Annotated in this window: 12 protein-coding genes and 1 riboswitch; of the genes, 6 read left to right on the top strand and 6 right to left on the bottom strand. The window is 67.2% G+C overall.

Features of this window, described 5'->3' with window-relative positions:
* Window positions 1-3: 3 nt before the first annotated feature.
* A complete protein-coding gene (locus B1818_RS01380; RefSeq protein ID WP_078111741.1) occupies window positions 4-1,371 on the bottom strand; it encodes a M1 family metallopeptidase in 1,368 nt (455 codons plus the stop codon).
* 222 nt (window positions 1,372-1,593) lie between these two features.
* Here B1818_RS01380 and B1818_RS01370 point away from each other — a divergent pair, with 222 nt between their 5' ends.
* Entirely contained in the window at window positions 1,594-2,019 is a 426-nt protein-coding gene (locus B1818_RS01370; RefSeq protein ID WP_058251379.1) for a DoxX family protein, read from the top strand.
* Window positions 2,020-2,023: 4 nt separating this feature from the next.
* On the opposite strand, the gene B1818_RS01365 is transcribed toward B1818_RS01370, so the two are convergent.
* Entirely contained in the window at window positions 2,024-2,605 is a 582-nt protein-coding gene (locus B1818_RS01365) for a hypothetical protein (protein ID WP_175404303.1), read from the bottom strand.
* A 129-nt stretch (window positions 2,606-2,734) separates the two neighbouring features.
* Between B1818_RS01365 and B1818_RS01360 the strand changes: the two genes are divergently transcribed.
* Window positions 2,735-3,229 (top strand): DUF5709 domain-containing protein, encoded by a 495-nt coding sequence (locus B1818_RS01360; protein WP_078111740.1) that lies wholly within the window; start codon window positions 2,735-2,737, stop codon window positions 3,227-3,229.
* On the opposite strand, the gene B1818_RS01355 is transcribed toward B1818_RS01360, so the two are convergent.
* Entirely contained in the window at window positions 3,226-4,077 is an 852-nt protein-coding gene (locus tag B1818_RS01355; protein ID WP_078111739.1) for a Clp protease N-terminal domain-containing protein, read from the bottom strand. The two genes, B1818_RS01360 and B1818_RS01355, sit on opposite strands and share 4 nt — an antisense overlap.
* A 172-nt stretch (window positions 4,078-4,249) precedes the next feature.
* Here B1818_RS01355 and egtB point away from each other — a divergent pair, with 172 nt between their 5' ends.
* Both egtB and egtD read left to right on the top strand, forming a co-directional pair.
* Entirely contained in the window at window positions 4,250-5,563 is a 1,314-nt protein-coding gene (gene egtB / locus B1818_RS01350; RefSeq protein ID WP_078111738.1) for an ergothioneine biosynthesis protein EgtB, read from the top strand.
* Window positions 5,560-6,549: an L-histidine N(alpha)-methyltransferase gene (gene egtD, locus B1818_RS01345; protein WP_058251376.1), complete on the top strand. Its 990-nt coding sequence runs from the start codon at window positions 5,560-5,562 to the stop codon at window positions 6,547-6,549. Before egtB ends, egtD begins: the two co-directional genes overlap by 4 nt.
* Here the strand turns inward: egtD and B1818_RS01340 are convergent.
* Entirely contained in the window at window positions 6,530-7,594 is a 1,065-nt protein-coding gene (locus tag B1818_RS01340; RefSeq protein WP_078111737.1) for an LLM class flavin-dependent oxidoreductase, read from the bottom strand. The genes egtD and B1818_RS01340 overlap by 20 nt on opposite strands.
* Before the next feature lie 192 nt (window positions 7,595-7,786).
* On the opposite strand from B1818_RS01340, the gene B1818_RS01335 reads away from it, so the two are divergent.
* Window positions 7,787-8,176 (top strand): SHOCT domain-containing protein, encoded by a 390-nt coding sequence (locus tag B1818_RS01335; protein WP_058251374.1) that lies wholly within the window; start codon window positions 7,787-7,789, stop codon window positions 8,174-8,176.
* Window positions 8,177-8,253: 77 nt separating this feature from the next.
* On the opposite strand, the gene thiD is transcribed toward B1818_RS01335, so the two are convergent.
* Entirely contained in the window at window positions 8,254-9,174 is a 921-nt protein-coding gene (gene thiD / locus B1818_RS01330) for a bifunctional hydroxymethylpyrimidine kinase/phosphomethylpyrimidine kinase (RefSeq protein ID WP_078111736.1), read from the bottom strand.
* Window positions 9,174-10,862: a phosphomethylpyrimidine synthase ThiC gene (gene thiC / locus B1818_RS01325; protein WP_078111735.1), complete on the bottom strand. Its 1,689-nt coding sequence runs from the start codon at window positions 10,860-10,862 to the stop codon at window positions 9,174-9,176. Before thiC ends, thiD begins: the two co-directional genes overlap by 1 nt.
* Window positions 10,854-10,968: riboswitch (TPP riboswitch) on the bottom strand. It overlaps the preceding gene by 9 nt.
* Before the next feature lie 210 nt (window positions 10,969-11,178).
* Here thiC and B1818_RS01320 point away from each other — a divergent pair.
* Window positions 11,179-11,526, top strand: a complete 348-nt coding sequence (locus B1818_RS01320; protein WP_058251372.1) for a GNAT family N-acetyltransferase — start codon at window positions 11,179-11,181, stop codon at window positions 11,524-11,526.
* Window positions 11,527-11,647: the final 121 nt, after the last annotated feature.

Below are 11,647 nucleotides of genomic sequence, written 5' to 3'. Positions count from 1 at the left end.
GGTTCAGGAAGGACCTGGGAACGGCGGCAACTCGGGCGTGAACAGCCAGTCGTCCCAGAGATCCTTGAGCGGCTTCGACGAGTGGGTGGCGGCGAGTGCCATGAAGTCCTCGGTGGTCACCGAGCCGTACCGATACTTGTCGGTCCACCGCTGCAGCAGCGCGAAGAAGTCGCCGTCACCGATGGTCAGCCGCAGTGCGTGCAGGGTGAGTGCGCCGCGTTTGTAGATCCAGTCGTCGAACATCTTGCGCGGACCGGGATCGGCGAGTGGCACACGCACCGGCGACGATTCGAGTTTCGCGTAGTAGTGACGCGCCCATTCGTCGGCGCTGCGGCCGCCCGAGTGCTGACTCCACAGCCATTCGGCGTAACAGGCGAAACCCTCGTGGAGCCAGATGTCGCGCCAGCGGGCCGCGGTCACCGAATTGCCGAACCACTGATGCGCGAGCTCGTGGGCGATCAACCGCTCCGCGTGCCGGCTGCCGTCGCAGTGATTGGCCCCGAAGGTGGAGAAACTCTGTGCCTCGATGGGGATCTCGAGTTCGTCGTCGGTGACCACGACGGTGTACCGGGGGAACGGATACGGCCCGAACATCTCGACGAACGCCGCCATCATCTCGGTCTGCTGACCGAAATCGACCCCGAAGTTCTCCTCGAGTCGCGAGGGGACGAGGCCCGAGACCGGAATCGGTTTGGACGCCAACGAGATCTGATTGTACTGACCGATCTGGATCGACGCCAGGTAGGTGGGCATCGGTTCCACCTGCTCGTAGACCCAGGTGGTCTGCGCGGCGCGGACCCGCTTGGACTCCAGGACGCCGTTGGCGAGCGCGTGATACGGGCTGTCGGTGGTGATCGAGATCCGGTACGGCGCCTTGGCGCTCGGGTGGTCGTCGCAGGGGAACCACGACGCCGCCCCGTTGGGCTGGTTCGCACAGAGCGAGCCGTCGGTCAGTTCCTCCCAACCGACCTCACCCCACGGGCCGCGGATCGGATGCGGACTGCCGTGGTACCGGACGGTGACGGTCATCGCCCCGCCCGGGGGGAGTGGAGTGTCGGGGGTGATGGTCAGCTTGTGCCGACGATGCGAGTAGCGGGCGCGCTTGTCGTTGACCGACACCCGTTGCACCGACAGCGAGCTCGCCAGGTCGAGGGTGAAACGCTTGAGCTCGGCGTACGACGTCGCGGTCAGGATCGCGGTGCCCTCGAGTCGATTGCTCGACACCTTGTACTCGAGTTCCAGATCGTATCGAGAGATGCGATAGCCCAGATTGCCGTTGTCGGGCAGATATGTATCGAGGACGTCGGCGGGTGCCCCCAGCACGGGTTGCCCGGAGTTGCCACGTGAACCCAGCCCAGACTTTCCCGGCACTCTCGACTCCTACTCCGTTCTGCCCCGGCGGGCTGACGTGCGGCGGCGCGCCTCGACGAGTCGCGTCGGCGACGCGCTGCGACCGGTCACGAAGCGGTTGCGGTTCGGTGGTGACGTCTCGATTCGGCTGTTCACCCGCGACGGGGCGATGCTGTCCCGGACACTGAGAGAGTACCTGGCGGCGGCACGGCCGGCCCGCCCGATCGATACGAGGAGTGCGGAATGAGCGGATTCGGTAGTGTGGCGCAGTTTCTCGCGCGCCTGATACTCGGCATCATCTTCATCGCCCACGGGTGGCAGAAGCTGGTCACCCAGGGTATGGACGCCACCAAGGCGGCATTCGGCCCGGCCGGCATGGACATCCCCTACCCGGAGCTCGCCGCGTACTACGCGACATGGGTCGAGCTGATCGGCGGCATCCTGCTGATCCTCGGACTGCTGCTGCCGATCGTCGCGACCCTGCTGATCGCCGACATGATCGGCGCGATCGTGTTCGTGCACTGGGACGCCGGGTTCTGGAACATGGACGGCGGTTACGAGTGGCCGCTCGCGCTGATCGCGGGCCTGCTGGCCGTCGGCTACACGTCGGCCGGCCGGATGGGCGCCGACAGCTACATCATGCGACGCCGACGCCGAGACGTCGTCTGACGGCTCACACCAGAGCCAGACCGTCGATGGTGGCCGCGCTCGCCGGAGCGCCGCCACCATCGGCCAACCTCTCGACCAGGCGCGTGAGCAGTTCCCGTTCCTCGTCGGCATGACGGAGTCCGACACCGTCGATGAGCCCCGGCGAGATCAGCGCGAGGGGATCGGTGTCGTGCCGGTGGACCACCGCCGCGCCGAGCAGACGTTGCGCCTGGGCGGGATCGGACTCCCAGAGCGCGTCGGCGGTCAGCAGGTACAACCGGACGGCCGGCGAATAGTCGTGCAGGTGCACGAGCGCCCAGGCCCAGTGCTTCGCGACGTCGACCGTGTCGGCTTCGGCGCGCCCGTGCGTGCGCACGTACTTGCCGTGCAGTTCACGACACAGGTGGCTGGCGTCGGACCACAGCATGAGATGGGACATGCAGCGGACGCAGTCGTGCAGATTGGACAGGTACATCACCGAATACGGTCCCTCGCGGCGCGACCTGATCTCGCGGAGCACGGAGAACTCGGCCAGCGCGTGGTCGTATTCACCGGCCGAGAGCAGCGCCCGGGCCTCGGCCTGCATTTCCTCGATCACCCTCGACATTGTCGCCGATCCGGCACCCCGGCATCGGCGATTCGGCCGAACCGGGTGAGCACGACCGACACCGGCCGGCCAGGTAACACCATCGGGTCGTCCTGGCGGGACTCCCGGCGGGCTGGCATCGTGGCAAGGATGAAGGACGACATCGGTAGCACTCCGGAGGGTTCGGACGGCGAGTACAGCCTGGACGAGGACGACCAACTGCAGCCCGAGGACACTCTGGACGACCGCGGCGTCGACGACGTCCTCGACGAGGGGTACTCACCGCCCGACTATGAGCCCAAGGGTGCCGTCCACGGGCTGACCCCCCGCGAGCAGGCCGAGGGCGAGACGCTCGACGAGCGGCTTGCCGAAGAGGAGCCCGACGTCGGGGCGGTCGATCCGCTCGACGAGATCACCGCCGAGGAACGTGCGCGGACCGACTGGCGCGCACACGATTCCGACCGCGACGAAGAGTTCGAGGAGGACGACGAGGTCGGCGACCGCCGCGCCGGACGACTCATCGCCCCGGACGCCGGGTCGGGCATCGACACCGAGTCCGACGCCGTGGCCGAGGACGCCGGGATCGACGGTGCCGGGGCCTCCGCGGAAGAGGCTGCCGTGCACTACATCTCCGATTCGGACTAGTCGGTCTGACCCGGCCCGCTCGCTTCGCTCCCGGCGCCGGTCTGTTTCGGCCCGCTCGCTTCGCTCCCGGCGCCGGTTTGATTCGGCCCGCTCGCTTCGCTCCCGGCGCCGGGTTGCTCCATCACCTGCGCCAGCGTCGCGACGATGGTCGAGCGGACGGCGTCGGCCGTGAGACCCAGCCCGCTCATCGCCTCGGCGAGCGTGGCATCGGCGAAGAAGCCGAGCAGAAGATGCTCCGTGCCGATGTAGTTGTGCCCGAGATCGAGGGCGGCAGCGACGGTCGACTCCAGGACCGACTTCGACGCGTCGTCGTAGGGCACCACGCTCGTTGCTTCGTCGTCGGCGATGTCCCGCGGTGCCGGGAGTAGCGGCGCGATGGCTGCACGCCAGGCGTCGGCGTCGACGCCGGAGTCCCGCAACACATGGAACACGAGGGACTTCGGTTCGGCCGTGAGGGCCTGCGCGATGTGGGCCGGGGTCACGTGCTCGGCGCGGCCTGCGGCCGCTGCCGCGTTCGCGGCCATCAGTACGTTCGCGGCCCGGGGCGTGAAACGCGAGAACGGGTTGTCCGCGCCGGGTGCATCGTTCTCGCCTGCGGACGACACGCGGTCGACGAACCGCTTCTGAGCGGCCTGTTTGCTCACGCCCATGCTGGTGCCGATCGCGGTCCACGATGCCCCCGAGCGACGGGCCTGGTCGACGAAGTGACCGATCAGGCTGTCGGCGATGTCGCCCAGGTGCTGCGCGGCGACCACCGCGTCGGAGAGTTGGTCCAACGGGTCGTCGTGGACCTTGCGGATGGCATGGATCAGGTCGTCGAGGCGGATGGAGACTGAATTCTGGGGCATGCGTCAACCGTAGGTTGACGAGTTGATCGCGTCAACCCCGAGTTGACGACGACACGTCGAGGCCGATCAAGCGCGTGTGCGTTGACAGGAACGGCAAGCGTCATGACGATGGATGCGGAGATCGGCGAAGTCGTCGCCGGCCGCTCCAGGCTTTGCCACGGGAGGTTATCCAGTGAGCATCACCGAACCGTCGGTTCGTCCCCAGTCCACAGACACCCGGTCCGCCGAGAGCCCGCCGGCGAACGGGGTCGTCACCGATGTCGCGCGTCGCTACCTCGACGTCCGCGCCCTGACCGACACGCTGTCCGAACGGCTTTCGCCCGAGGACCAGACACCGCAGTCGATGACCGAGGCGAGCCCGGCGAAATGGCACCGGGCGCACGTCACCTGGTTCTTCGAGGAGTTCATCCTGCGGCGTGACCCCGCGTACAAGGTCTACGACGACACGTTCCGGTACCTGTTCAACAGCTACTACGAGGCTGTGGGAGAACGGCATCCACGACCTGATCGCGGTCTCGTCACGCGGCCGGGTGTCCGCGATGTGACCCGCTATCGCGAGCATGTCGACGCCGCGATGGTGGATCTCCTCGAGCGCGGCGACCTCGACGAGGCCGCACTCGAACTCGTCGAACTCGGCTTCAATCACGAACAGCAGCACCAGGAGCTGCTGCTCATGGACATCAAGCATCTCTTCTCCACCAATACGTTCGGGCCGGTGTACGTCGATCGCGAACCCGACGAACCGGGCATCGCGAAAGCGTTGGGCTGGCGGCAGTTCGAGGGCGGCGTCAACGAGATCGGCGCGTTGGGCAGCGGATTCTCCTACGACAACGAGGGCCCCCGACACCGGGTGTATCTCGAGGACTTCGAGATCGCCGACCGCGCGGTCACCAACGCCGACTGGCTGGAGTTCATGGCCGACGACGGTTACCGGCGCGCCGAATTCTGGTTGTCCGACGGGTGGGCGACCATCCGCCAGACCGGATGGGACGCACCGGGATACTGGCGCGACGAGACCGGTGCGCGCTCCACCGACCCGTCGGACTGGACGACGTACACCCTGTCCGGTCGGCGGCGCATCGTGCCCGACGAGCCCGTCCTGCACGTCTCGTTCTACGAGGCCGACGCCTACGCCCGCTGGGCGGGGGCCCGGTTGCCCACCGAATTCGAGTGGGAGATCGCCGCCGGCTCACTGGGTACCGAGCGCGGGGCCCTGCTCGACCCGGACCGATGTCATCCCGGCCGCGTCGGTGCGGCGATGATCGGGGATGTGTGGGAGTGGACGGCCAGTGCGTACCTGCCCTATCCCGGCTTCGTGCCCGCCAACGGCGCGGTGGGTGAATACAACGGCAAGTTCATGTCCGACCAGCATGTGCTGCGTGGGGCGAGCGCGGTGACGCCTGTGGGTCACGAACGACTGACGTACCGGAACTTCTTCCCGGCGCCGTCGCGCTGGGTCTTCTCGGGACTCCGGCTGGCCCGATGAGCCTCGACAGCGACACCCCGGTGACGGCGACCACCGGGGACACGGCCATCGGGGGCCTTGCCGCAGACGCACTCTCGGGATTGTGGCAGCAACCGCCGGTCCTCCCGACGAAGTGGTTGTACGACGAGCGCGGCAGCAAGCTCTTCGACGAGATCACCCGTCTGCCCGAGTACTATCCCACCCGCCGCGAGACCGCGATCCTGCGCGCGCGGTCGGCCGAGATCGCCTCGACGACCCGTGCCGACGTCATCGTCGAACTGGGCTCGGGCACATCGACCAAGACGCGTCTGCTGCTCGACGCCTTCGTGGACGCGGCCGCCGACGGTGAGCGTCCGACCTACGTCCCCGTCGACGTCAGCACCGAGATGCTCACGACGACAGCCGAAGTGCTCGCCGTCGACTATCCCGGGATCGACGTCGTCCCCGTGGTCGCCGACTTCACCGAGCCCGACCTGGATCTCCCGCCCGCCGACGGCCCGCGCCTCGCGGTGTTCCTCGGTGGCACGATCGGCAACTTCGATCCTGCTGCGCGCGCGGAGTTCTATCGTTCGATGGTCGGCTCGTTGTCCCCGGGTGACTACTTTCTCCTCGGTACCGACCTCGTCAAGGACACCGGGCGGCTCGTCGCTGCCTACGACGACAGTGCCGGTGTGACCGCCGATTTCAACCGGAACATGATCGAGGTGCTCCGTGCCGGCCTCGACGCTCGCGGGCTCTACGCCGACGACTTCGAACACATCGCCCGCTGGAATCCGGGCGAGCACCGCGTCGAGATGTGGCTTCGCGCCCGGCGGGACGTCGACGCGTACTTCGGTGTGCTGGGCCGATCGTGGCGGGTGCCCGCGGGAACCGAGATCCACACCGAGATCAGCACCAAGTTCCAGCCCGGGGCGCTCGCGGAAGAACTCGAGTCGGCCGGACTGTCCGTCGTGTCGGCGTGGACCGATCCCGCGGGCGACTTCCAGCTCACCCTGACCCGACGCTGAGCAGTTCGCGCACCCGCGGGATGACCTGCGTTCCATAGAGTTCGATGCTGCGCATGAGCTCGGGGTGGCCGAGTGTCCCGTGCGAGTACTTCAGGTCGAATCGGCTCAGTCCCAGTGCTTGGACGGTCGACGCGATCTTGCGGGCGACGGTGTCGGGCGACCCGACGTAGAGCGAGCCGCCGGGTCCGGTCGACCGCTCGAACTCGATGCGGGTCGGCGGCGGCCAGCCGCGTTCGCGACCGATGCGTCCGACGTACTCGCGGTAGTGCGGCCACAGGTCGTCGCGTGCCTGCGCGTCGGTGTCGGCGACATGTCCCGGTGAGTGCACGCCGACGGGCAATAGCGGCTTGTCCATCTCGCGCAGGGCGCGGTGATAGAGATCGACGTACGGCTTGAAGCGCAGCGGGTCGCCGCCGATGATCGCCAGCATGAGCGGCAGGCCGTACGACGCGGCACGTACCACCGACTCCGGGCTGCCGCCGACCGCGATCCACGTCGGCAGGGGAGGGTTCTCGAGTTCGGGGTAGACCGTCTGGGACTGCAGCGGACTGCGCGTGGAACCCGACCAGGAGACCGGTCGGCCGGTGCGCAGTTCGGCGAACAGGGCCAGCTTGTCGCTGAACAGTTCCTCGTAATCGGAGAGGTCGAAACCGAACAGCGGAAACGACTCGGTGAACGACCCGCGCCCGAGGATCACCTCGGCGCGACCCGACGACAACGCATCGACTGTCGAGAACCGCTGGAACACGCGGATCGGATCATCGGAACTCAGGACGGTGACGGCCGAACCGAGACGCGTCCGGGTGGTGCGCGCCGCGATCGCGCCGAGTACGACCTCGGGTGCCGACACCGCGTAGTCGTCGCGGTGATGCTCACCGACACCGAGGAAGTCGACGCCGACCGTGTCGGCGAGGATGGCCTGCTCGAGCAGATCGCGCAGGGTCTGCGACCCCGAGCGCAATGTGCCGTCGGGTTCGGCGGTGATGTCCCCGAACGTGTCGAGACCGAGCTCGACCTTCTCGATACCTACCGGGTGAGATTCCATGTCGCCCTTCGCGAAGTTGTGATCGTGCGGGGCGAAATCGGAGGAATTGCGCCCGCATTGGTCTCTTCACACGATTTCACTAAATTCTTTCCAGTTCGTCACGGTGTCGAGGTCGGTGCTGTGTAATGCTTCATATCGGTTCATGTGCTCGGCGTGCGAGCGCCGATTCTTCTAGACAAGGGAGACACTCCGATGTGGGATTCATTCTGGGACTTCATCTGGTACACGATCGTCATCTTCGCGTTCGTCGCATACCTGATCGTCCTGTGGCACATCATCAGCGACCTGTTCCGCGACAAGGCGGCTTCGGGGTGGGCGAAGGCGGCGTGGGTGGTCTTCCTGATCATCTTCCCGTACATCACCGCCATCGTGTACCTGCTCGCGAAGGGCAAGGGGATGGCCGAGCGTCAGCGTGAGGCGTACAGCGAGGCCAAGCAGGCGTCCGACGAGTACATCCGGTCCGTCGCAGGCACCTCACCGACCCAGCAGATCGCCGACGCGAAGAACCTGCTCGACTCGGGCGCGATCACACCCCAGGAGTTCGAGCACTTGAAGAGCAAGGCCCTCAGCGGAACCGCCTGACGGTCCCTCGACACAGACAACGCTCCCCGATGGCGCCGGTCGCCGTCGGGGAGCGTTGTCTGTTTCTCGTGTTCGCGTCAGTCCGCCGACCCGACGCCCACACGCCACAGCGGATTGACCGGACCGTGGCCGGCGCCCAGTGGATACGCGGCCGCCAGGCAGCGGGTCACCCAGTCCTTGCCGAAGCCGACCGCCGCGGGAACGTCGTGCCCGTGGGCCAGCGCGCATGCGATCGCGGCGGCGAGGGTGTCGCCGGCGCCGTGGTCGTGCGGGGTGTCGATGCGTTCGTGGCTGAGCTCGATGAACTGGTCGCCGTCGTAGAGCAGATCGGGGGAGTGGTCCGAGGTTCGCAGGTGCCCGCCTTTCACCAGCGCCCAGCGCGGCCCGAGATCGAGCAGTGCCCTGGCCGCGTCGCGCTGCGACGCGGCATCGGTGACCGCGATGCCGGTGATGAGCCGGACCTCGTCCAGGTTCGGTGTCACCACCGTCGCGAGGGGAAACAGGCTGTGCCGCAGGGTGTCGAGTGCCGAGTCGGCGAGCAGCTGGTTGCCGTGCATCGACGCGCACACTGGATCGACCACCAGCGGAACGGATGTGTCCCGGCCGATTCCGCTCGTGCGGCACTGCTCGACGATGGCCTCGATGATGGGCGCCGACGCGAGCATCCCGGTCTTCGCCGCGGCCACACCGATGTCACCGGACACGGAGTCGATCTGCGCCGCCACGGTCTGCGGTGAGATCTCCTCGAACCCGCTCACGCCCACCGAGTTCTGGACCGTCACCGCGGTCACCGCGACACACCCGTGCACCCCGAGCAGGGCGAAGGTGCGCATGTCTGCCTGTATTCCCGCGCCCCCGCCGGAGTCCGAACCCGCGATGGTCAGGACCCGTACCGGGGCCGTTCCGGGCGGTGACAGCGGGAGTCCCGTGTAGGCCTGTTCGTCGACCGTGCGCTGATTCGCGTCGACTGTGCGTCGTCGTGCGTCGTCTGTGCGCATCAGGCGCCGCCGGTCGTCTGGAGCGGGAGGTACACGCGGTTACCAGCCTCGGCGAACTCGGCCGACTTCGCGGCCATGCCCTCGGCGATAGTCCGGTCGATGTCGTCCGCGGTGACGAGACCGTGCTCCTCGGCGTAGGCGCGGACGTCCGCCGAGATCCGCATCGAGCAGAACTTGGGTCCGCACATCGAGCAGAAGTGGGCGGTCTTCGCGGGCTCGGCGGGCAGCGTCTCGTCGTGGTATGCGCGCGCGGTGTCGGGGTCGAGGGCGAGATTGAACTGGTCGGTCCAGCGGAACTCGAAGCGCGCCTTGCTCAGTGCGTCGTCGCGTTCCTGTGCCCGCGGGTGGCCTTTGGCCAGGTCGGCCGAGTGCGCCGCGATCTTGTACGTGATCACGCCGACCTTGACGTCGTCGCGGTCCGGAAGTCCTAAATGCTCTTTCGGAGTCACGTAGCACAGCATCGCGGTGCCGGCCTGAGCGATCATCGCCGCGCCGATGGCCGAGGTGATGTGGTCGTAGGCCGGCGCGATGTCGGTGGCGAGCGGACCCAGGGTGTAGAAGGGGGCCTCCTCGCACAACTCCTCCTCCAGGCGCACGTTCTCGGCGATCTTGTGCATCGGGACGTGCCCGGGGCCTTCGATCATGACCTGCACACCATGCGATTTGGCGATCGCGGTCAGCTCGCCGAGAGTGCGGAGTTCGGCGAACTGGGCCTCGTCGTTCGCGTCGGCGATCGATCCGGGGCGCAAGCCGTCGCCGAGGGAGAACGTGATGTCGTAGCGGCGGAAGATCTCGCACAACTCGTCGAAGTGCGTGTACAGGAACGACTCCCGGTGGTGCGCGAGACACCAGGCCGCCATGATCGAACCGCCGCGCGACACGATGCCCGTCACCCGCTTCGCGGTCAGCGGAACGTAGCGCAGCAGGACACCGGCATGCACGGTCATGTAGTCGACACCCTGCTCGGCCTGCTCGATCACGGTGTCGCGATACAGTTCCCAGGTCAGCGAGGCGGGATCGCCGTTGACCTTCTCCAGCGCCTGGTAGATCGGAACCGTCCCCACGGGGACCGGCGAGTTACGCATGATCCACTCGCGGGTGGTGTGGATGTCGGCGCCGGTCGAGAGATCCATGATCGTGTCGGCGCCCCAGCGGGTGGCCCACACCATCTTCTCGACCTCGTCGGAGATCGAGCTGCGCACCGCCGAATTTCCGATGTTCGCATTGACTTTCACCGCGAAGTTCTTGCCTATGATCATCGGTTCGGACTCCGGATGCCGGTGGTTCGCCGGGATGACCGCTCGCCCGATCGCCACCTCCGACCGGACCAGTTCGGGGTCGATGCCCTCTCGGGCGGCGATGAACCGCATCTCTTCGGTGATGATCCCGGCCCGCGCCCAAGCTAGCTGGGTGCTCGCGCCGTCGACCGGTTCCGGGCGGCGCCAGTTGTCGCGGGTGGGGGCGAGGCCCTTCTCGACGTCGATGCGCGCCGTCGGATCGGTGTACGGACCCGAGGTGTCGTAGACGTCGAGGTGTTCGCCGTTGGTGAGGTGGATACGACGCTGCGGGACGCGCAGGTCGCCGACCGTGAGGTGGTGCTTGGTGCTGCCCTCGATCGGACCGAGGGTCAGGAACCCTGAGTCGGCGGGTGCGCTGCCGTCGCGAGTCGCGGATACACGTGTGCCCATGGCTTGTCTCCCTACGCCGGCATTACCCGGACAGGTTCGAGCGGTCGGCGACCGCCCGTCGCCATCTCAGCCCTCGGTCATCGTGAGAGCCCCCGCGGTGTAGTTGTCGTGCGTCCGCCACCCTACAGCGCGGAGTTCGTTCGGGTCGTAGGGGTGCGCGCGACCGTCTCGATGTGCGACGACCGGACGATCGGGGTCATCAGTTACGGTTCCGTAAGGTACCGTGTGACCCGGATCACAAGCGGGGCCTATGCCGAGGTTCGGACGGCACATGTCAGTGGTCCGATGTCCACGATCAAGAGGTGAGGAGGGTCGGGTGCTACGCAAGCATCGTCAGCGACCACCACAGTCGGCGAAGTCGATCCTGCAGCAGATCTCGCAGGTGGTGCACAATCCCGACCGCGACCGGTTCGAGCTGTGGGTCGCCGGCGACCTGGTCGGCGTGCTCGGCTATTCGACCGAGACGGTCGACGGTCAGACCACCATCACCGTCCTACACACCGTGCTCTACGACGAGTACACCGGACATGGTCTCGCCACCCGACTCACCCGCACCGTCGTGCACTTCACCCGCGAGCAGGGCGCCCGCCTGCGGCCCGTGTGCACCTTCACCAAGCACTATCTCGACGGCCATCCCGGGATCGTGACCCTCGCGCCGGTGTGATCCGAAGGTAAGCCTCGGCGGCTCCGGAACATTCCTCGCCGGACCCTTCGAGGCTCGTCGCTATCGCTCCTCGCACCTCAGGGAGCAGGGGTTATGCGCTTCCTTGGGATTATGGTGCGGT

This window comes from Gordonia sp. IITR100 (genome assembly GCF_002009645.1).
Classification (GTDB): domain Bacteria; phylum Actinomycetota; class Actinomycetes; order Mycobacteriales; family Mycobacteriaceae; genus Gordonia; species Gordonia hongkongensis.
Note: the sequence above shows the minus strand (reverse complement) of the source record. Positions and strands in the feature narration are given on the sequence as shown.